This window comes from Streptomyces sp. NPDC002690, from assembly GCF_053592415.1.
The window spans coordinates 18,122-38,239 of sequence record NZ_JBSFVR010000031.1 but is presented as its reverse complement, the minus strand read 5'-3'; the positions used below and the strand labels follow the sequence as shown (position 1 = coordinate 38,239).

Annotated in this window: 21 protein-coding genes and 1 other RNA gene; 9 read left to right on the top strand and 13 right to left on the bottom strand. The window is 72.0% G+C overall.

Going from position 1 to position 20,118, the window contains the following annotated elements; all coding sequences use genetic code 11:
- A partial coding sequence (locus tag ACWD3D_RS07310) for a histidine phosphatase family protein (protein ID WP_451459939.1) occupies positions 1–732 on the top strand: 732 nt, incomplete at its 5' end.
- Positions 733–782: 50 nt separating this feature from the next.
- Here the strand turns inward: ACWD3D_RS07310 and eda are convergent.
- Positions 783–1,445, bottom strand: a complete 663-nt coding sequence (gene eda / locus ACWD3D_RS07305) for a bifunctional 4-hydroxy-2-oxoglutarate aldolase/2-dehydro-3-deoxy-phosphogluconate aldolase (RefSeq protein WP_451459938.1) — start codon at positions 1,443–1,445, stop codon at positions 783–785.
- A gap of 145 nt (positions 1,446–1,590) precedes the next feature.
- The gene (gene yaaA, locus ACWD3D_RS07300) at positions 1,591–2,391 is read right to left on the bottom strand and encodes a peroxide stress protein YaaA (protein ID WP_451459937.1); all 801 of its coding nucleotides are present in this window, start codon (positions 2,389–2,391) and stop codon (positions 1,591–1,593) included.
- A gap of 180 nt (positions 2,392–2,571) precedes the next feature.
- Between yaaA and ACWD3D_RS07295 the strand changes: the two genes are divergently transcribed.
- Both ACWD3D_RS07295 and rnpB read left to right on the top strand, forming a co-directional pair.
- Positions 2,572–3,126, top strand: coding sequence for a TetR/AcrR family transcriptional regulator (locus ACWD3D_RS07295; protein ID WP_451459936.1), 555 nt, complete (start codon positions 2,572–2,574; stop codon positions 3,124–3,126).
- Between the two features lie 73 nt (positions 3,127–3,199).
- Positions 3,200–3,601, top strand: an RNA gene (rnpB, locus tag ACWD3D_RS07290) — RNase P RNA component class A.
- 256 nt (positions 3,602–3,857) lie between these two features.
- On the opposite strand, the gene ACWD3D_RS07285 is transcribed toward rnpB, so the two are convergent.
- The 7 genes from ACWD3D_RS07285 to ACWD3D_RS07255 all read right to left on the bottom strand — a co-directional run bounded on the left by ACWD3D_RS07285 (position 3,858) and on the right by ACWD3D_RS07255 (position 7,537).
- On the bottom strand, positions 3,858–4,076 hold the full coding sequence (locus ACWD3D_RS07285) for a hypothetical protein (RefSeq protein ID WP_451459935.1): 219 nt from the start codon (positions 4,074–4,076) through the stop codon (positions 3,858–3,860).
- Positions 4,077–4,382: 306 nt separating this feature from the next.
- Complete coding sequence (locus ACWD3D_RS07280; protein WP_451459934.1) at positions 4,383–4,685, bottom strand: DUF6087 family protein; 303 nt, start codon at positions 4,683–4,685, stop codon at positions 4,383–4,385.
- 17 nt (positions 4,686–4,702) lie between these two features.
- Entirely contained in the window at positions 4,703–5,866 is a 1,164-nt protein-coding gene (gene tgmC / locus ACWD3D_RS07275) for an ATP-grasp peptide maturase system methyltransferase (protein WP_451459933.1), read from the bottom strand.
- Entirely contained in the window at positions 5,863–6,822 is a 960-nt protein-coding gene (tgmB, locus tag ACWD3D_RS07270) for an ATP-grasp ribosomal peptide maturase (RefSeq protein WP_451459941.1), read from the bottom strand. Before tgmB ends, tgmC begins: the two co-directional genes overlap by 4 nt.
- Positions 6,823–6,827: 5 nt before the next feature.
- On the bottom strand, positions 6,828–7,088 hold the full coding sequence (gene tgmA, locus ACWD3D_RS07265; RefSeq protein ID WP_451459932.1) for a putative ATP-grasp-modified RiPP: 261 nt from the start codon (positions 7,086–7,088) through the stop codon (positions 6,828–6,830).
- Between the two features lie 78 nt (positions 7,089–7,166).
- Positions 7,167–7,373: a hypothetical protein gene (locus ACWD3D_RS07260; protein WP_451459931.1), complete on the bottom strand. Its 207-nt coding sequence runs from the start codon at positions 7,371–7,373 to the stop codon at positions 7,167–7,169.
- Positions 7,370–7,537, bottom strand: a complete 168-nt coding sequence (locus tag ACWD3D_RS07255) for a hypothetical protein (RefSeq protein ID WP_451459930.1) — start codon at positions 7,535–7,537, stop codon at positions 7,370–7,372. The genes ACWD3D_RS07260 and ACWD3D_RS07255 overlap by 4 nt, the downstream gene beginning before the upstream one ends.
- A 156-nt stretch (positions 7,538–7,693) precedes the next feature.
- Between ACWD3D_RS07255 and ACWD3D_RS07250 the strand changes: the two genes are divergently transcribed.
- Together ACWD3D_RS07250 and ACWD3D_RS07245 are read left to right on the top strand one after the other, a co-directional pair.
- Positions 7,694–8,986, top strand: coding sequence for a helix-turn-helix domain-containing protein (locus ACWD3D_RS07250; RefSeq protein WP_451459929.1), 1,293 nt, complete (start codon positions 7,694–7,696; stop codon positions 8,984–8,986).
- 16 nt (positions 8,987–9,002) lie between these two features.
- Positions 9,003–9,356, top strand: a complete 354-nt coding sequence (locus tag ACWD3D_RS07245) for a hypothetical protein (RefSeq protein WP_451459928.1) — start codon at positions 9,003–9,005, stop codon at positions 9,354–9,356.
- Between the two features lie 346 nt (positions 9,357–9,702).
- Here ACWD3D_RS07245 and ACWD3D_RS07240 read toward each other — a convergent pair whose 3' ends face one another.
- Positions 9,703–11,937 (bottom strand): NUDIX domain-containing protein, encoded by a 2,235-nt coding sequence (locus tag ACWD3D_RS07240; protein WP_451459927.1) that lies wholly within the window; start codon positions 11,935–11,937, stop codon positions 9,703–9,705.
- 347 nt (positions 11,938–12,284) lie between these two features.
- Here ACWD3D_RS07240 and ACWD3D_RS07235 point away from each other — a divergent pair, with 347 nt between their 5' ends.
- Both ACWD3D_RS07235 and ACWD3D_RS07230 read left to right on the top strand, forming a co-directional pair.
- On the top strand, positions 12,285–13,205 hold the full coding sequence (locus ACWD3D_RS07235) for a cation transporter (RefSeq protein WP_451459926.1): 921 nt from the start codon (positions 12,285–12,287) through the stop codon (positions 13,203–13,205).
- Between the two features lie 608 nt (positions 13,206–13,813).
- Positions 13,814–14,173 carry a hypothetical protein gene (locus ACWD3D_RS07230; protein ID WP_451459925.1) on the top strand — a complete coding sequence of 120 codons (360 nt, stop codon included), beginning with the start codon at positions 13,814–13,816 and terminating at the stop codon, positions 14,171–14,173.
- Positions 14,174–14,192: 19 nt separating this feature from the next.
- Here the strand turns inward: ACWD3D_RS07230 and ACWD3D_RS07225 are convergent, their stop codons facing one another.
- Positions 14,193–16,454 (bottom strand): HelD family protein, encoded by a 2,262-nt coding sequence (locus ACWD3D_RS07225; RefSeq protein ID WP_451459924.1) that lies wholly within the window; start codon positions 16,452–16,454, stop codon positions 14,193–14,195.
- A 303-nt stretch (positions 16,455–16,757) separates the two neighbouring features.
- Between ACWD3D_RS07225 and ACWD3D_RS07220 the strand changes: the two genes are divergently transcribed.
- The gene (locus tag ACWD3D_RS07220) at positions 16,758–17,075 is read left to right on the top strand and encodes a hypothetical protein (RefSeq protein WP_451459923.1); all 318 of its coding nucleotides are present in this window, start codon (positions 16,758–16,760) and stop codon (positions 17,073–17,075) included.
- Between the two features lie 59 nt (positions 17,076–17,134).
- Here ACWD3D_RS07220 and ACWD3D_RS07215 read toward each other — a convergent pair whose 3' ends face one another.
- Complete coding sequence (locus ACWD3D_RS07215; RefSeq protein ID WP_451459922.1) at positions 17,135–18,166, bottom strand: TetR/AcrR family transcriptional regulator C-terminal domain-containing protein; 1,032 nt, start codon at positions 18,164–18,166, stop codon at positions 17,135–17,137.
- Between the two features lie 198 nt (positions 18,167–18,364).
- Here ACWD3D_RS07215 and ACWD3D_RS07210 point away from each other — a divergent pair, with 198 nt between their 5' ends.
- Complete coding sequence (locus ACWD3D_RS07210) at positions 18,365–19,720, top strand: FAD-dependent monooxygenase (RefSeq protein ID WP_451459921.1); 1,356 nt, start codon at positions 18,365–18,367, stop codon at positions 19,718–19,720.
- On the opposite strand, the gene ACWD3D_RS07205 is transcribed toward ACWD3D_RS07210, so the two are convergent.
- Positions 19,680–20,069, bottom strand: a complete 390-nt coding sequence (locus ACWD3D_RS07205; RefSeq protein WP_451459920.1) for a GntR family transcriptional regulator — start codon at positions 20,067–20,069, stop codon at positions 19,680–19,682. The genes ACWD3D_RS07210 and ACWD3D_RS07205 overlap by 41 nt on opposite strands.
- Positions 20,070–20,118: the final 49 nt, after the last annotated feature.

Genomic DNA, 20,118 nt, shown 5'->3' with positions numbered 1-20,118 from the left:
CTCGCCGCCGCCCGTACCGGCTCCGCGGCCGTTCCCGCCGCGGTGGGCCGTACCTCCGAGGCGACCGCCGCCACGCCCCGGGTGGGCTGGGCAGCCGCCCCGGACATGGGCGCCCCCGCCACCTTCCTGCTGCTCCGGCACGGAGAGACCGCCCTCACCCCGGAGAAGCGATTCTCCGGCAGCGGCGGCACCGACCCCGAGCTCTCCGCGACCGGCCGGGAACAGGCCGGACGTGCCGCCGCGCACTTCGCGGCCCTCGGCACGGTCCAGGAGATCGTCAGCTCACCGCTTCGCCGGTGCCGCGAGACGGCGGGCGCGGTGGCGGACCGCCTCGGCCTCGGCGTGACGGTCGACGAGGGGCTGCGGGAGACGGACTTCGGTGCCTGGGAGGGTCTCTCCTTCGCGGAGGTGCGTGAACGGTACGGCTCCGATCTGACGACCTGGCTCACCGACCCGCAGGCCGCGCCCACGGGCGGCGGCGAGAGCTTCGTGGAGGTCGCCGATCGGGTGGCCCTCGCGCGCGACCGGCTGGCCGCCGCGTACTCCGGGCGTACCGTTCTGCTGGTCAGCCATGTGACGCCGATCAAGACCCTGATCAGGCTGGCGCTCGGCGCACCGGCGGAGTCCATGTTCCGGATGGAGCTCGCCGCCGCGTCCCTCTGCGAGGTCGCGTACTACGGCGACGGCAACGCGTCCGTACGCCTCTTCAACGACACCTCGTACCTGCGGTAGGCCCGCCGTCCCCGCGGCGGGCCGTGCTCGGGGCGGGCCGGTGCCCGGCCTCAGCCGCGCAGGGCTGCCGCCTCCGCCGCCAGCCGCTCCACCCGGGCCCAGTCCTTCGTGGCGATCGCCTCGCTCGGAAGCATCCAACTGCCGCCCACGCAGCCGACGTTGGGCAGTGCGAGATAGTGCGGGGCCGAGGCGGCCGAGATGCCCCCGGTGGGGCAGAACCGTGCCTGCGGCAGCGGCGCGGCAAGCGCCTTGAGGTAGGCGGTCCCGCCGGCCGCCTCCGCCGGGAAGAACTTCATGTCGGTGACCCCGCGTTCCAGCAGGGCGACCACCTCGGAGGCGGACGAGACCCCCGGCAGGAAGGGCACGCCGGACGCCCGCATCGCCGCCAGCAGGGTGTCCGTCCAGCCGGGGCTGACCAGGAACCGCGCCCCGGCCGCCACCGTCTTTGTCACGTTCGCCGCGGATATCACCGTGCCCGCGCCCACCACCGCCTGCGGCACCTCGCGCGCGATGGCCCCGATCGCGTCCAGCGCCGCCGCGGTCCGGAGCGTCACCTCGATCGCCGGAAGGCCGCCCGCGACGAGCGCCCGGGCGAGGGGTACGGCGTCCGCCGCGTCCTCCAGTACGACGACGGGGACGACGGGGGCGAGGTCGAGCACGGACACGGACGGGGCGACGGACGCGGTGGCGACGGCGGGTGCGGGGGAGGTCATGGCGTCATCCTGCCGCCGTCCCGCACTCCCTGCAACGACCGTTGCGCATGATGCAACGGTCGTCGCGTCATGGCCCGCCGCCAGGGCGCTCCGCCAGGGCGCTCCGCCAGGGCACTCCGTCATGGCCCGCCGTCAGTGGCCGCCGTCAGTGGATCTCTGTCACCACCACGTCGAGCGACCACGGCCGCCCCGCACGGGCCGGTGCCTGCGCCTCCACCACGTGACCGAGGCCGCGCAGCACCTCCACGAGTTGCTCCGGGTTCTCCGGGGCGGCGCCCGCCTCCAGCAGGTCGCGGACCATGCGGCCCTTCGTCGCCTTGTTGAAGTGGCTGACCACGGACCGCTTCTCGACCCCGTCGACCAGCTGCGAGTGGAGCACCCGCACGCTCGCCGTGCGCCCCGCGAGTTCGCCCTTCGGCTTCCACGCCGACGCGTACGCGGAGGAGCGCAGATCCAGGACGAGGCCCTCACCGGCGGCCTCGGGCAGCACCTGCTCCATCGCCGCCCGCCAGTGCGCGGCGAGCGAGCCGAGGCCCGGCAGCTTCACGCCCATCGAGCAGCGGTACGACGGAATCCGGTCGCTCACCCGCACCGCGCCCCACAGGCCGGAGAAGATCAGCAGTGACGCCGAGGCCCGCCGCCGGGCCGCCGCGTCCAAGGTGGCCAGATCCAGGGCGTCGTAGAGCACGCCGGTGTAGATCTCGCCGGCCGGCCGGGTCGGAGCCGTACGCAGCTCCGTGTTCTTGCCGACTTCCCCGCGCAGCCCCTCGGTGAGCCCGAGCACCCCGCGCGCCTTCTCCTCGTCGGCCAGGCACAGCTCCACCAACTCGTCCAGCACGGCCGCACGCGCCGGGGCGAGCCCCTGCAACGACAGGGACTCGGGCTTCAGGGGTGCCCCGCGCCCCGGGGCGGCCTTGCCCTCGGAGGGCGGCAACAGCACGAGCACGGCGGTTCTCCTTCGTACGGGGGCGGAAGAACCAGGTTACGGGGCCGGGGGAGGCGGCCGGGCCGACGTCCGCCCCGGCCGCCCGAAGCCTGGGAGGGGCTCCTTTCAGCCAGCTCGGCCGGATCTCGTACGATCGCGATTTCGGCCACGGACCCTCCGGGGCCAGGAAGGGTTATCCGCGTGACCGACCTCGCCGTCCGCGCCGCCACCGGCAGCCCCGCCACCGGCCGCCCCCGGCAGATCGTCGCCGCCGCCCGAGCCCTGCTGGAGGAGGAGGGCCCCGAGGCCCTCACCATGCGGCGCTTGGCCGACCGGGTGGGGCTCCGTGCCTCGTCCCTGTACAAGTACTTCCCCGACAAGTCCTCCGTGGTGGTGGCCATGGCGGCCGAGATGTACCGCGAGACGGCGGCCGTGCTGACCGCCGCCGAGGCGTCGGCGCCCGGCTCGTTCCCCGTGCTGGCCACGGCGTACCGCGCGTACGCGCTGGCCCACCCCCACCTCTACCTGCTCGCCACCGGCTGCCGCCCGGACCTCCCGGCCCTCGTCCCCGACCGCCGCAAGGCCGCAGCCCCCCTCTACCGGGCCGTCGCCGGCGACGCGGACCGCGCCAGGGCGGCCTGGGCGTTCGCGCACGGCATGGTCGTCCTCGAACTGAACGGCCGCTTCCCGCCGGAGGTCGACCCCGGCGGCGCCTGGACGAAGGGCATCGCCGCCTTCGCAGCCTTCGCCGGATGAGCCCGCGAGCCGGAACGGCGAGGAGCCGCAGGCGGGGGCCCTTCCGCGCCGGGTACGATGGCGGCACGGCAGACGAGCCGGGCGGACGGCCGCGTGGGGATCTTCGGATCTCCCCGAGGAACGTCCGGGCTCCACAGGGCAGGGTGGTGGCTAACGGCCACCCGAGGTGACTCGCGGGACAGTGCCACAGAAAACAGACCGCCCGGGACCCAGGTCCCGGGTAAGGGTGAAACGGTGGTGTAAGAGACCACCAGCGCCTGAGGTGACTCAGGCGGCTAGGTAAACCCCACCCGGAGCAAGGTCAAGAAGGACCGTCGCAAGACGGCCCTGCGCGAACGTTCGAGGGCGGCCCGCCCGAGTTCGCGGGTAGACCGCAGGAGGCCGGCAGCAATGCCGGTCCTAGATGGATGGCCGTCTCCCCGGCCGCCGCGAGGCGACCGGGCGACAGAACCCGGCGTACAGCCCGACTCGTCTGCCACTCAGGGACCTGATCCGCGATACCGCAGGTCAGGGGCCATTTTCCGTGGAATCGTGGGTGTCGCCTCACTCTTGTGCGTACCGGTCCAAACCGGACCTCACCGCTACGAAGGCAGCCATGAAGGTAGCCACGTCGGGCGGCTTGGCGTGGGTATCGGCTGGGCCGGGGAGGCCTTCCACGCCATGTGTCCACACCTCGGTGTCCCCCATTGCGGTCTCGGGGGCGGTGGAACTCTGTTCGTCAAGCCAGGCTCTCATGCCACCAGGGTTCTGCGCGGGCACGTCGAGCGGGACGATCGGAGCAAGGGGAAGGTGGCCGGCCAGGCCACCATGTCGGCGGGGAGTCCGACCGCCGAGGGCTCAGGCTCCTCGATCTTGCTCAGGAGTCGCTGAAGTTCCTCGGCCATGAAACGCAGATCCACGTCCGCGCCGGCGACTTGAATCGTTCCTGCCGCTACGTTGATGAAGCGCATGGGAGAAGTCGGGAACGTGGGCTGGTGCCTACCTGCCACTCCGCGGCGGTGGGGCGAGGCAGGCCGAAGCAGACCCAGGCGGCCGGCGGGACCGGAGTGTTCTGCGCGCAGGCGATCAGGGCATTCAGAGCGGCCAGAGCGTAGCGAGTGTCGCGGGCCAGCCACATCGGATACACCCGCTGGGCCCATGGGGCATCGGATATGTCGTTGCTCACGGGCGTCATTTTGCCGTCGGTGGTCTACCGGTCAGGAGCAGATTTCAGCGGTATGGCACGGGCCGTTACCCTCCCGCACTCTCCCGCCGAGTTATCGGGGCGTCGGAGGCTTCCGATGTCTGCCGGTCCCGGAGCCTAGCTTCGGTGTTGCCTCAGGGGCGGGGACGGGAGCGGCCGCGGCGTGGGGAAACAGGATGAGCCGTGCTTCCGCGAGGTTCGCCGCGAAGCCGTACGCCTCCCACAGATGGCCGTTCCACCGCTGGATCGCGCGGGGAGCGTCGGGGTTCAGATGCGATGCCCGCGGGCCGTCGCCGGTCACGAGGGGTACGGCACGGAGCTGCCCGATCCTCGCGTCCCGGCGCTCGGCCCACTCCGCGAGCGGTTCGTCGTCCATGACCCGAGCGTAGTAGGTCAGGTGATCCGGTGCTCCCATCGCAGGGAAGGGGCCTGGTCGATCCAGTACAGGTGGGACTCGGGCGTCACGCGGAGCCGTACGGAGTCGATCTCCGGCGCCCCGGCGTCCCGCCAGGCGACGAGGGAATGTTCCACGTCGTCCCACAGGGCCACCGGGCCGCCCTGGCGGACGGTCCAGTTCTCGTCGTCGACGAGGAACTCGGCGAACGACTCCCTCTCCGGATCGAACAGGTACCGCAAGGGCGACCCGTCACCACCCGTCGCGCGGACGAACTGGGCGCCGGGCGCTGCCAACTGCGCAAGGAAGGCGGGCATCCACTCCTCCAGGGCAAGAGGAGACACCTGAGTACGCCGCTCACCGTCCGCGTACGCGGCCCGGGCGGAGAGATCGCCGGCTGTGGGAGTCACTGCCTGGGCCCGCGCCTGCATGAAGGAGGAGCGCCCGACGATCGAGCCCTCGGCGGTGCCGTCATCGCCAACGGTCAGTTTCGCGAGGCCGGTTCCCCATGGCCACGAGCCGACCGTACAGAGGACGACGCCTCCGGGTCTCGTCTGCCTGATCCACGCGTACGGGATGCGACGGACCGCGCAGGTGGCGACGACCCGGTCGTACGACGCCCGGTATGGGTGGCCCAGGAGCCCGTCGCCCGTCACTGTCCACGTCGAGAAGCCGGCGGCTTCGAGGGCGGCGTCGGCGCGTGCGGCCACCTGTGCGTCGACCTCGACCGTGGTGACGTCGTCCTCGCCGAGGTAGTGGCACATCAGGGCGGTGGAGTAGCCGGTGCCCGTGCCGATTTCCAGGACTTGGTGGCCCGTCGTGAGGTCCAGGGTCTCGATCATCCCGACGACGGTGGCCGGGTCGGTCGAGGACGACGTGGGCACACCCACGACGGATTCGTCGGCCTGGTCGGCGGTGAGGTGGCCGTCGAGCTGGGTGGTGAGGGTGTCGACGCTGTATGCGATCTTCAGCCACTCGTCCGGGTCCGTGTCGGCGGCGGTGACGGGCCGCCAGGTCCGCCCGTCGTCCAGGAAGACTCCCGAGCGGAGGAACAGCTCACGGGGAACGACCTCGACGGCCGCACGCAGCCAGGGGGATTTCAGTACACCTTCGCTCATGAGCACGGTCGCCATGCGGCGTCGCTCGGATGCAGGGTCGGTCATCGACGGTCTCCTTGTGCGAGTAGGTCGGCGAAGGCAGCGGACATAGGGAGGCCGGTCTCGGTCTCCAGCCATCCCCACTGTCCGTTGGGATTCAGTTCCAGCCACCAGTAGTCCCCCACGCGGTCGACCGCGAGGTCGAAGCTCCCCGATACCAGATCCAGTCGGTTCAGGTAGGCATGCAGGCCCTTGGCCACACGGTCGGGAAGGTGCTCCACGGTGTAGGTCAGGGCGCTGTAGTCCTTGCGCCAATCCAGGAGGTCGGAGTCGATGCGTACTGCGAATGCATGCTGACCGGCGATCAGCACGCGGACATCGGCGACCTTGTTCACACGAGCCTGGAACAAGTGGGGGGCGACCCGAACGCTGTCGTCGATCTCGGCGGCGGTGACCGGGTCCGCCCAGCCGGTCACCGGTACGCTGTCGCGCGCATAGGGGGTCCATCGCAGCGTCTTGAAGATCGCCTGTCCCTGAGCGTGGACGAACTCGCGAGCCTCGTCCGGGTCGTTGGTGACAAGGGTGGGCGGGATGTTGAAGCCGAGTTGCTGGGCGAGAGCGAGCTGAGCGGGTTTGTAGTCGGCTGCGGCAATGCGCAGAGGGTGGTTGACCCAGAGGGGGCCACCCAAGGCGTAGAGGGTGCCACCGAGTCCGTAGCGGACCTGCGCCGCCGCGAATCGTGAGTCGTCGGCGGACAGGTGGGGGAACGTAGGCCATTCCGGGCGGCGCCAGTACACCGATCGGACTTGAGCCACATCAGCGGTTCTCGACGGGGTGCGCACCTGCCCGACCACAGAGGCCGGGCAGGTGCCGAACCGAGCCGAGATCATGAGGTCCTCACCGATGTCGGCGGGATTGAACCGGACCACCGGCACATCGCGCCGGTTGAGTTCGGTGATCACCATGTCGGCGGTGACGTCGTCCGCCTCGGTGACCACCAGAACCGGCCTCTCCTCGGTCATGGCCATCAGTCCTGATTGCTGTCTTGGTCGTGGCCCTGGTCGTTCTTGGAGTCCGAGTTCGTCGTCGTGGAGGTCTCGGTCCCGGAGCTGGTGCCGTGCTTGCCCATGTCGACCACCTGCCCGACGCGGTCGCGGAACACCCCGAGCTGCGTCGTGGGGTCGATGGCGACCGTGGCGTGGGGTCGACGGATGACCGTCGGGTAGGGCGCGAGTCGGCTCGCGCCCCACGGCCGCGTGGGGGAAGGGAGTGTGACAGAGGTGGTCATGAGGCTCCTTGGGTTGAGGGTGCGGTGCAGGAAACCACCTGCACCAGAGGGCACGGACGGCGATCTGTGGGCGGCGCCTCAGGGGAGAGCGGCCTGGATGTTGTCGGCCGCGGTCGTCCACTCGACTCCGGACGCAGGTCGGATGTGCGCGATGCGGACCGTGCCGTGGCTGTGGAGCTCGTGTGTGACGGCGACGAGCACGCCCTCCCCACGCGAGGCGATGTCACGGACACGGGTGTCCAGGAGCGGGTGGTGCTCGTAGTCGTCGGAACCGACAGGGTTCACTCCTCCGGCTCCTGCCGGGCCTCGGAGCGGCGCATGAATCTCTCCCAGCCGCCGGCCGCCCGTACCCGCAGAGCCCGGCTCGGCGCGCCCGGCCGGGGCTCCGGCGGCGTGTACGTACGGCCACTGGCGGCAGGGTTCCTGCGGGGCAGTCCGGAGGTCGTCACGCGGTCTCTCCTCTCCGTGGGGAGTCGCTCGGAGTGCCCTTCGACTTCCGAGGCCTCCGAGCGGTGTGTCACCAGTGAACGACGATCCGTTACCTTCTCCCAGAGCGAAGCTCGCGCAATACCCGGGCGTTTTCCAGGCGTTGGCGCGTGGCGGGCATGAGTGCGTGGAAGGGTTCTCGTGAGGGGAGATCTATGACGTCGAGACGGAAGCACTTTGCGGAACGGCGTGCGGCCCGGGGTTACTCTCAGGAGGAATTCGCAGAGGCGCTCTCGGCGGCCGCGTCCACCGTGGTCCGTTGGGAAAGCGGTCGCGCCACCCCGCGCCCCCACCAACGGCCGAAGATCGCACAGCTGTTGGGAGTGACCCTCCCCGAGCTGGAGGCCCTTATCTCAGAAGAACAGCAGGCCGAGGCAGCCAGGCTCTCCGCTGCTCCACCCCTTCTCCACGGTGATGATGACGACATGAAGCGCCGCGAAGTCCTGGGTCTGCTTGCCGTCACGGGTGCGCTGGTCGCTCTTCCCGATTCCGGCGAGGCCGCCCGCGGGCGGGCTGCATCGATGCTCCTGGAGACGGGGGACGCCTTGCATCGCAGCCTCTGGCAGGTCTACGCGCTGTCGGACTCGAAGCAGGTCGTCTTCCCCGCGGTGCGCACACAGCTCGATGCGATGGCGAAGGGGCTGACCGAGACCCGTATCGCTGCGGATCGGTCCCGACTGTGTCGGATGACGGCTGACCTCTACCAGCTCGTCGGTGAGCTGTTCTTCGACGCCAACCGGTACACCGACGCCGCGCACTGCTACACACTGGCCGCCAACGCGGCCCACGCCGGTGGTGACCACGACCTGTGGGCTTGTGCCATGACCCGCCACGCGTACGTTGAGCTGTACGCGCGCCGCGCACATGCTGCCCAGCCCCTGCTCGCGGCGGCTTTCCGCATCGCCCGGAGCGGCGACGACACTCTCTCTACCCGTCACTGGGTCGCGGCCGTCCAGGCGCAGGCGTACGCGGCCGTAGGCGATCTCGACGCGTGTAACCGGGCTCTGGACGAAGCTGAGAAAGTGCACGCCCTCGACGGCGTTCACTCGCACAACGGTGGCTGGCTCCGCTTCGACGGCTCCCGCCTGGCAGAGGAAAGAGGGGCCTGCTACCTCCAACTCGGCCGCCCCGATCTCGCAGAGGAAGCGCTCGCCGCAGCCCTTGCCCAGCCTCTGTCCCTGCGTCGCCGCGCTGCTGTTCTGAGCGACCTCGCCGTGCTCGGGGCGCACAGACGGGACATCGACCAGGTCGTGCACTACGCGGAGCAAGCACTCGGACTGGCCGACCGGTCGAATTCAGGATTCATCGGCAAGAAGCTGGACGGGCTTCGGGGGCGTCTTGCCCCGCTCATGTCCGATGATCGAGTCTCGACTCTTGATCACCGAATCGCGGCGCTTACGCGCACCGCATGACGAGAGGGAAACGCGCATGAACGACGGCCGGATCTTCCGCGAGGCGTGGATCGACGGTGTGAACAAGCACTATCCCGGCGAGCCGAAGCCCGGCTACGTCACACCGTGGGACGAGACGCCGGAGTGGGAGCGCGAAGCCGCCGCCGCTGTGTACGGGCAGGTGCGCGACTTCATCCAGGTCAGCGACGGGCAAGCGGCCCGGCTCACCCGTGAGCAGAAGGGCCGATTCGTCGCGATCTGCTGGACCGCCCAGATGTTCAAGCACTTCGAGGACCCCAAGCCCGGATACGTCGCAGACTGGGCCGACCTGCCGACCTGGCAGCAGGAGACGGACACGGACATCTTCGATCGCATCGAGCAGACCGTCTGACCTCGGGAGCGGCGACGTCTCCGTCCGGGGCCGATCCGGACGGATACGTCTTGTCGCGTAGCCACCAAAGTAGCCAAGGAAATAGTATCCCTGCACGTTTGCGCAGGTCATAGCGTTACGGTGACTGTCTCCGGCGTACAGCCCGACTCGTCTGCCACTCAGGCTCCTGACCTGCGATATCGCGGGGCAGGAGCCTTTTCTCGAGGATTCGCGGGTGGGGCCTCACGCTGTTCCGTACCGGCACGAACCGGACCGGTCCGCGAGGACTACGCTACGGCGCCCCGGAGCGATCCCGCGGGTGGTACGCGCGGTGACGTGAGCCGCACTCCCCGGCGAGCCCTCTCCCTCACCAGTCGGTGGGGCCCGTGAGTTCGGTGACCGGGCGGCGGGCGGCCTCGGGGAGGCCGAGGCGGCGGCGGGCCCGGTGGACGGAGGCGAGCTGCTCGGCGGCGGGCGGGCCCCAGTCGAACAGTTCGGCCGCCTGCTCAGGGGTGGCCAGGACACGGGTGTGCACGGGGCCGGCGGCCTGACCGGTGGGCGCGGGGCCGACACCGTCGAGCGTCGCGGCGTACCGCAGCCGGCCGGGCTGCCCTGCGGGAGCCGTCAGGTGACCGAGGAGCAGGGGCGTACCGATCCTGGCCGCCGCCTCGTCGCCGGCCCCGCGCCGCAAGGTCGCCACCGGGTCTCCTCCGTCCTGTGCCGCGCTCCCTGCCCCCGGCAGACGGGCGGCGCCGGTGGCGGGGTCGAGAAGGACGAGTACGCGGCCGTCGGGCGCGAAGAGCCACCCACGGGCCTCGGCCGCGTGCAGCCGGGGCGGGGTCGTGCTCGGGCGCCACGGGTGGCGCTCCTCGGCGCGGGCGGTACCCAGGACGGCTAGGCGGTCGAGGACCGTGGGGGCGAGCGGGCGGCCGTTCTCCAGGAGGACCGTGCCGGAACCGTTGATCCGGGCGCGCAGCGCGGCGAGGGCGCGGCGGGCGTCGTGCGGGGAGAGCAGGTCGGGCAGCCGGGCGGGCTCGACGAACTCGATTCCCGTGATCTCGCTGTCGGGCAGGCGGATTTCCGCGATCCGCCCCTCGTCCCACGTGCCGCCGTCGAAGACGTGCAGGAGTTCGCCGGGGAACCGCATGATCGCGGGCGCGCCGACGGTGTCGGCGGACACCCAGTCGACCGCAAGACCCCGGTCGACCACGGCGACGACGCCGAGCTCCTCCATCAGCTCGCGCGCGGCGGCGTGCGCGGGCGACTCGCCCCGGTCGACGGCACCGCCCGGCAGGAGGCGCGTGGCCCGGTAGTCGACGCTCTGGACCAGGACCTGCCCGAGCCGGTTGGTGATCAGTACGGAGGTACCCGCCCACAGAGCGGCCGAGGCGCGCAGGGCCCCGTACTCCTCGTCGCTCAACGCCGGGCCGGGCAGCTCGGCCGGGCCCGAGGGGGATGTGGTGGTGGTCATGGACGCTCCGGTCTCGGTGGGGGAGAGGGGACGGGCGGCGGCAGGGACGGGCTCCGCGGGGCGGAGAGGCTGGGCGGGCGCAAGCGGTACGGCGGGGGCGCACGGGTAGGTGTGGACGGGTACCAGCCCTGGCAGCACGCCCGGCCACACGGCGTGCAGCGTCTGGGCGGAGGGCGCGAAGAGTCTTCCCAGCGTGGGCAGGGTGTGCGGGTCGTGCCACTCCCAGCGGGTGAACCGGTGCGGCTCGGGCAGGCCGAGCTCGCCGCCCCAGCCGGTCACGCGGACCACGAACGTGATGCGGCGCACGTCCGCCCGGTCGTCGTGGAGAACCGCCAGGACGTGGGCGTCCTCCTCGCGCGCGGACAGCCCCGTCTCCTCCGCCAGCTCCCGTACGGCCGTGGCGGGCACGGCTTCGCCCGTCTCCACCCGGCCACCTGGCAGTTCCCACATGCCCCGGGTCGAGCGACCCAGGAGCACCCTCCCGGACGGATCGGTGACCACCACCGCGGCGCCGACGACCGCCTGTGGTGCCGGCACCCCCTTCTCCGTCGCGGCGTACGTGCCGCCGGGCCGTCGCAGCACCAGGAACGCCAGGCCTCCCGCGTCGAACCGGGCGTTCTCCTCGAAGCCGTCCGCGAGGAGGGAGAGTTCGTCCTCGTCCAAGGCGGTGGCGCGCTGCTCCCCGGGGGTGTCGTCGGCGAGGGGCGTGACGACGACGAGCGCGCCGCCCGCGCGCAGCCGTGCGCCGAGAGCGCGCAGGACGCGGGATCGGTCGCGGAGGAAGGCGACGGACAACCGGAACGTCACCAGGTCGTAGCCGTCCTCGTGCAGCCCCGCCAGGTCGTCGTGCTCGATGTCCAGATGCAGCCAGCGCACCCCCGGGACTCCGGCGTGCTCCGTCCGGGCGCGTTCGAGGGCGCCCTCGGCGAAGTCGGCACCATCGACCGTGTAGCCCGACGAGGCGAGGAACACCGCGAGTTCGCCCGTGCCGCAGCAGGCGTCCAGGGCGCGACCGCCGCCCTCGGGCGCCGGGACGTGCTCGGCGAGGAGCCTCTTCTCGTCCTCCCCGAGCCGCGCGAAACCGCGCCCTTCGCTGAAGTGTGCGGACCAGTCGGCCCTCGCGTATGCCACAGATCGCTCCTCGTGCGTGGACGGCGTGCGGTGTCCGGTGCTTCTCGCGGCGGCCGGTCCGGCCGTGGCACGAGGCTCAACGAGGAGAGCGGGGGCGCCGAACGCGTGCGTTTCGGTCGGACCCGTACGGCAGGGCACCAGGACGTACATGCGTGCGGGATGCATCCACCCGTGCGGCACAAGGGGTCGGGCGTGACGGGAGATGGCCGAAACTCCGAGGGGCCGGGCCCGGTCGCGCCCCGGGTGGGCAGGACGGCCCGCCCGGGGCGCCCGGCCGGGCGACACCGGTACGGAGGGTGCCCGGAGGTCCGGTTGCCCCCCTGACGGGCCCCCGCGAGCATGAGGGGGTGGAAGACGGTGGGCCGTCCGCGGAGACGGCGCGGCAGGAGCAGCGCGCGTTGCGCGTCTCGATGGCGGTCTCGGTCGCGCTCGCGGTCGCGGGACTGGCATGGGGGCTCGTCGCCGGGTCGCAGGTGATCCTGCTCGACGGCGTCTACACCGTCCTCGGCATCGGCCTCTCCTGGCTCGCGCTCCGCGCCTCGCGCATCGCCGCGGCCGGGCCGACGCGGCGCTTCCCGTTCGGGCGGGAGACGCTCGTGCCGGTGGTCGTCGGGGTACAGGGCATCGCGCTGCTCGGGACGCTCGTCTACGCGGCGGTGGAGGCGGTCCGGGTCATCCTGGACGGCGGCTCCGAGGTGGCGGCGGCGGGCCTGGCCGTGTACGGGGCGGTGACCGGCCTGGCGTGCCTGGCGGCGTACGGCCATCTGTCGCGGCGCTGCCCGCGGTCGGACCTGATCCGCACGGAGTCGACCGTCTGGCTCGCGGGCGCCGTGACCAGCCTCCTCATCGCGGTGGGCGGGGTGGTGGCGCTGGTACTGGGCACCACGGTGTGGAGCGGCGCGAAGGCGTACGCCGACTCGGTGCTGGTCCTGCTGAGCTGCGCGCTGCTCGGCGCGCTGCCCGTGCGGATGCTCCGGCAGGCCGCGTCCGAGCTGCTGGAGTCCGCTCCCGATCCGGCGGTGCGGCTTCGGGTCGGCGAGGTGGTGGAGCGGGTGCGCGCCGCCGAAGGGCTCCCCGCCCCGGTCCTGCGTACCAGCAAGGTGGGCCAGAAGCTTTACGTGGAGGTCGCGTTCGTGGTGCCGCCGGGCAGCTGGGACCTCGACGGTGAGGACCGGGTGCGGCGGGCGCTGCGTGACGGGCTCGCCGCCCTGCCCTACGAACCGTGGAGCGTCGTGGAGATCACCTCGGACCCCGGGCTGGTGTTCTGACGCCGGTGATCCGGTCCCGCGCCGCCGGTGTGCCGCATGGCGGAAACGCATCCGCCTTTCGAGCGGGTTGGTCGACCGGATCTTCTTCCCGTGCTGGTGAGGGAGGTCCGCGAAGGCGGTCAGGTCCTCCTTCGCGCCGCGCTCCGCGACGAGCGGTACCAGCGGGGCGCCGCCTGGCTGCGTACCCATCACGGGCGGAGCGTCCGGCAGTTGGCGGTCGAGCACCGGCAGAACAGCCTGCACCTCGGGTTCACCGGCACCCCCGAACAGGTGGCCACCGAGCCGGCCGGGCTCTTCCGGGCGAGAGCGGCGGACGGCTTCGTCCTCTCGCACAGCCATCTGCCGGAGGGGCTGGACCTGTTGACCCGTGGTGTGGTGCCGGAGCTGCGCCGGGCGGGACTCTTTTGGCACGACTACGAGGGGCCGACCCCTCAAGCACCACCTCGGCATCGCCCGAAGCCGGGGGCGGGTCCCCGGCGGCGGGCGGCCGGTGCTCCGGAGCCGTACCGCTCAAGGCTGCCCCGCGGTTCCTGGGGGGACGGCGTTGAGCGGTGGGTAAATGACTCATTACGCACCGCTCGCGGCCGGTGGGCGCTAGCGTGGTCGCCGTGGACGATCTCGACGCCGACGAAGCCGACAAATGGCCCCTCCCGCCCCCCTGGATGTGGGACTGCGGGGACTGCGTGACCCTGTACCGGCGGATGAGAGAGGCGCCCGAACTCGCGGCGGCGGCCCGGGAGGAGGTGGGTCCCGGCATCGACTGCGACCCCTTCGACCAGGTGATCACCACGCAGATCAGGCTCTCCCAGCACATCGCCAACCAGCACACCCCGCACGTGCCCGCCACGGTCCCGTCGTGCGGGCGGTGCGCCTCGGACGCGGTGTCCACGACGATGCCGCAGGCGCTCGTCCTGGAACACCGGGCCCGTCATCTGGTGGTGCCGCCCAGCATCGTGGGCGGCATCTGAGGGCCGGGCGCGGAGCGCGTTACGCCTCCTCCCGCGGCAGTACCGGGGCGAACCCGATCAGCCCGAGCCGCTGGGTCGCGCGGGTCAGCGCCACGTACAGGTCGTTGACCCCGCGCGGAGAACCGGTCCTGATCCGCTCCGGCGCCACGACGACGACCGAGTCGAACTCCAGGCCCTTCGACTGCCGCGCGTCCAGGATCACCACCCGGGCCGCCAGGTCGGGTTCGGTTCCGTACGAGGCGCCGGGCAGGGCCCTGGCCAGCTCGGTGTGGAGTTCCCGCGGCGCGATCACCGCGAGCTTTCCCTCGTGCAGGGCCTCGCGGGCGACGGCCTCGGCCGCCACGCGCACCAGCTTCTCCGGCTCCGCGTGAAGGGTCCACGGTGCGACACCGGTGGAACGCACCGAGCGGGGCGGCTCGAAGGAGGGGTCGGTCTCCCGCCGCACCTCGGCGGCCGTCTCCATGATTTCCTGCGGCGTACGGTAGTTGACGTCCAGGCGGGTGTGCTCCCAGCGGTCGCCCACGTACGGTCCGAGAATTCCGGCCCAGCTGTCGGCCCCGGCCGCCGAACCTGTCTGCGCCGGATCGCCGACCAGCGTCATGGAGCGGGTCGGGCAGCGTCGCATCAGCAACCTCCAGGCCATCGCGGAGAGTTCCTGCGCCTCGTCGACGATGATGTGGCCGAAGGCCCAGGTCCGGTCGGCGGCGGCACGCTCGGCGGCGCTGCGGTGGTCCGCCTCCTCCTGGCGCTCGGCGAAGCGTTCGGCGTCGATGATGTCGTGCGCCGAGAGGATCTCCGCGTCGTCCTCGTCCTCGAAGTCGGTGGAGCGCGAACCCTCCGAGAGGTCCAGGACGCCCTGGGCGTAAGCGATCCGCCGGCGGCGCTCCGCTTCCTCGGCCGCCCGCAGGGCGCTGTCGTCCTTGCCGAGCAACTCGGCGGCCTCGTCGAGCAGGGGGACGTCGGCGGCGGTCCACTCCGTGCGGTCCGTCAGGCCGGTGGGGTCCCTGTCGTCGCGGCGTACCGACTCCGTGTCCCCGGCCGGAAGCCCGGTGGGTGCCGCGAGGTACTCGGCGAGGAACCGCTCGGGGGTGAGGCGGGGCCAGAGGCCGTCGATCGCCGCGTGCACCTCCGGGGCGGCGGCCACCTCCTCGCGCAGCTGCTCGACGTCGGAGGGGTCGAGCAGATTGGGGCCGCCGAGCGGGTCGGCCCCGATGCGGTCGGCGAGCTGCCGGGTCAGCGCGTCGACGACCCCCGAGGCGAACGGGCGCCGGGCGAGGTTGTGCGGCAGCCCGGTGTTCCGGGCCTCCGCCCTGATACGGAGGACCGTGCCGGGGTCGAGGAACAGGGTGTCCCGCTCGTGGGCGATCCCGACCGGTCCCGCGGGCAGCCGCTGCCGGTCCGCGACCGCCTCGCGCAGGACCTCGGCCATCCGGGCGGAGCCCTTGACGGCCGCGGCCCGCGGGGTGTCGGTGCCGGTGGCCCGTACCCCGGGGAAGAGCTCGTCCGGGGTGGCGAGCAGCACCCCGGTCTCGCCCAGGGAGGGCAGCACATTGCCGATGTAGCCGAGGAAGGCCGGGTTGGGGCCGACGATCAGCACGGCCCGGCGGGCCAGCTGCTCGCGGTACGCGTACAGGAGGTACGCGGCGCGGTGCAGGGCGACCGCCGTCTTCCCGGTACCGGGCCCCCCTTCCACCACGAGCACGCCCCGGTGCGGGGCGCGGATGATGCGGTCCTGCTCGGCCTGGATGGTCCGCACGATGTCGGTCATGCGGCCGGTGCGGGTGGCGTTCACGGCGGCCAGCAGCACGGCGTCGCCGTTGGGGTCCTCGTAGCCGGTGCGGTGCGCGGGCGCGGTCTCGTCCAGATCCAGGATCTCGTCGTGCAGGGCGGTGACCCGGCGTTCGCGCGTGGTCAGGTGTCTGCGCCGCCGGAGCCCCAGGGGTGTGTGGCCCGTCGCCAGGTAGAACGGGCGGGCCACCGGTGCGCGCCAGTCGATGAGCAGCGGGGTGCGCGCCTCGTCGTCGTCGCGGATGCCGAGCCGGCCGATGTGGTGGTGCGTGCCGTCGCGGAGGTCGATGCGGCCGAAACAGAGGCCGTCCTCCACGGCGTTCAGCGTGGCGAGGCGGTCCGACTGCTCGGCGACCGTGACGTCCCGCTCCAGCCGGGCCTGCCGGCTGTGCACGGGCTGCCCCAGCGAGCCCCGCACGGCACCCTCTGTTCCGTCCCGCAGGGTGTCGAGTCGCTCGTGGAGCAGGGTGACGAATTCCTGCTCGCGAACCATTTCCTCGCTTGACAATGTGACTCCATAAAAGATAAGGTGAGCCCTGTGAGTTTCTCCCGTGATGGTTCTGCTGGCGCGTGAAGATGATGCGCCGAAATCGCGGGAAACATTCAGCTTAATCGGATGAGTGCCTCGGACGCCAATGCGGCCGGGGCATTTTTGCGTTCCCGTACGGAATCGCCCCGCATGCGTCCCGACCCTCCCTCGAATCCGCACCCACCCGCCCCGGACGGTCCCGTCCCCGCCCGCGTCGGACTCGCGGAGGCGGTCCGGCCGGCGCGGGGCGCGGCGTAGCCTTCCGGCATGGAGTTTTCCGCCGAGCCCCCGTCCGGTAGGGACGCGGCCGTCCCGGGGCGGCGGCCCGCCGCCGACGGCCCCATGGCCGCGCCCGAGGTCACCTACACCGAGTGCCGCCGGTGCGGCACGCTCATCGCCGGTCTGGACGGGCGCTACGCCTGCCCGGGCTGCGGATGGGTCAACGACCACTCGGAGGGGCACCGCGCGCTGCCGACCGCCGAGGACGACCCCGACTTCCCCGGGACGGCCACGTCCCGGAGCCCTGCGGGGACGGGGCGTGCCCGTGGCGCGTCCCGGCGCCGTCCTGAGGCGCGGGCGGACTGACCTCGGGTGGAACGGGCCGGAGGTGGGACGGGCCGGCGGCAGGGGCCGGCCGTCGCGGCTCAAGGGTGTGGGGGCGGCTCGTCGATCAGGGTGGTGAAACCGTCCAGGAGGCGTTGCAGTCCGAACTCGAAAAGCATGTCGAGATCGAAGTCGTAACCGTCTTCGGTGATGCGCTCCAGGGTCGGGAACGCGCCGGCCGAGAATACCTGCCGGAGTTGTGGTCCCTGCGTGTCCATCCACTCGTCGCTCGTCAGGCCGGTGAATTCCTCGGCCACGACTTCGGGTTCGATATTGATCGCCGTTCCCCGCACGTAATTGAACAGGGTGACGTGAATCGTGAAGTGCGTCTGGCCGTCGAGGCCGCGGCCGTCCAGGGCCTGAAGCACCCACTCGGTGAAGGGCAGGGCGCCGGGGAGCAACTGCGGCCGGGTCACCGAGAGCGCCGGGGCGAGCCACGGGTGACGGCGGAACGTCTCCCACAGCAGACGGGCGGCGAGTTCCAGCCGCTCCCGCCAGCCCGCCGGGGACTCGGCGGGGAAGCGCCAGTGCGAGCAGGCGGCATCCATCATCTGCGTCAGCAGATCGTCCTTGTCGGTCACGTGCCGGTAGAGCGACATGGTCGCCGCGCCCAGCTCGTTGGCCACCCGCCGCATCGAGGCCGCGCCCAGCCCCTCGGCGTCCGCGACGGCGATGGCCGTGGCGATGATCCGTTCCCGGGCGAGTGCGATGCCAGGTCCCTCCGGGGCCGTGCCCCCACCCGCGCCCGCAGCCCGGGCGGCCGACCGGGCCGGGACGGAGGCGGGCGGAACGGCCGCCGGGCGTCGTGCCCGGGCGGCGCTCTCGACCACGGTGCCCACGCCGGGCACCGGCCGTACCAGCCCCTCGTGCCGCAGTTCGGCGATGACCTTGGTCGCGGTGGCCATGGCTACCCCCCACTGCCGGGCGATCTCCCGAGTGGAAGGGGTGCGGTCACCGGGGGCGAGTTCCCCCGACTCGATCCGCCCCCGCAGAATCGCGGCGATCCGGCGGTACGGCGGCTCCTTCGGCAGCGCCCGCCCTGCTTCTCCGTGCGATTCCCTCTGGCGGTCCATGACGCCTCCGTACTAGTGCACCTCTGCGGGTCGCACTGTACTGCCCTGACTGCGCTGAGGGGCTCCGGTCTCCACGAGGGCGCCTCGGGCGCTGGTGCACCCAGTCGTCGCGTACTAGTGCGCTTGCAGGTAAGTGTCCTTGTATTGCAGGGCTTTCAAGGTTGCGGGGTCTCATGCGTACGCCGTACATTCGATGCCATGAGAAAAAAAGACGTACTCATCTCCGGCGCCGGCATCGCCGGTCCGGCCCTCGCGTACTGGCTACGCGCGGCGGGCTTCGACGTCACGGTCGTCGAGCGGGTGCCGAGCCCCCGGCCGGGCGGGCAGACCGTGGATCTCCGTGGCGCGGGCCGAGAGGTGATCAGCCGTATGGGCCTCATGGACCGGGCGCGCGCGGTCGCCGTCGGCCAGCGCGGCCTCGCCATGGTGGACGCCCGGGACCGGGTCACCGCCGAGATGCCGGCCGCCGCCTTCGGAGGGGAGGGAATCGTCTCCGAGATCGAGATCCTCCGGGGCGACCTCGCCCGCCTCCTGTACGACGCGACCTCGCCCACCGCCCGCACCTCGCCCGGCAGCGCCACCGGCACCGGCACCGGCACCGGCACCGGCACCGGCACCGGTGTGGAGTATCTCTTCGACGACACCGTCACCGCCCTCGCCCAGGACGACGACGGCGTCACCGTCACCTTCGAGAAGGCCGGCCGACGCCGCTTCGGGGTCGTGGTGGGGGCCGACGGGCCGCACTCCGTGGTCCGGTCGCTCGCCTTCGGCCCCGAGACCGACTTCGTCCGCCCGCTGAACTGCTGGACCGCGTGGTTCACGGTCCGGGACGACTGGGACCTCGACGGCTGGTTCCGGATGTTCAACGCCCCCGGCGGGCTCGTCGCGTCCGCGCGCCCCGGCCGGCTGCCCGGTGAGATCAAGGCCGGACTCAGCTTCCGCGCGGAGCCCTTCACGTACGACCGCCACGACGTGCGCGCCCAACAGGACCTGGTCGCCCGCCGGTTCGAGGGCGTCGGATGGGAAGTCCCGCGCCTCGTCGCGGCGATGCGCACCTGCGACGACTTCTTCTTCGACTCGCTGGGGCAGGTGCGCCTCGACAGCTGGTCGCGCGGACGGACGGTGCTGCTCGGCGACGCCGGACACTGCCCCTCGCCCCTCACCGGCATGGGGACGAGCCTCGCCCTCGTCGGCGCGTACGTGCTGGCGGGCGAACTGACCACGCCCGGTGCGTCCCACCTCGACGCCTTCCGGAACTACGACCGGATCATGCGCCCCTACGTCACCCGGGCACAGCAGCTCCCGCCCGGCGGTGCCTCGGCGTACGCACCGAACGGCGCGCTCGCCATCCGGCTGCGCGCCGCCTCGATGCGGTCGATGAACCGCTGGCCCATGCGGCAGGTGCTGGCGGCCCAGTTCGCCAAGGCCGGGGACATCGACCTGCCCGCCTACGCCCACCTCCCGGCGGGGCCCGGGTCCGGCCTCCCCGGGTCCGGCCTCCCCGGGTCCGGCCTCAGCTCTCGCCCGGGTAGGCCGTCTCGTACGCGGCGCTGAACAGCGCCCGCACGTCGTGCCCCGACAGCCCCGCGGTCCGTGCCTGGACCAGCCACGCGTCCAGCGAGGTGCGGAGCGGCGAGTCGGGTCCGGACTGGGGCCGGGCGAGGTTACGGGTGACGAAGGTGCCCGCCCCCTGGCGCACTTCGGCGAAACCGAGGCGCTCCAGCTCCCGGTACGCCTTGAGGGTCGTGTTGGGGTTGACCTTGGTGGTGGCTGCCACCTGGGCGGCCGTGGGCAGCTTGTCCCCCTCCTGGAGAGCGCCCATCCGCAGGGCCTGCTCGACCTGGTGCACGATCTGCAGGTACGTGGCGATCCCACTGCGCCGGTCGATGCGGAAAACGACCACTGCTCTTCACCTTCCGCTCGACTGAGGAGACTTTACGGACATGGGGGGC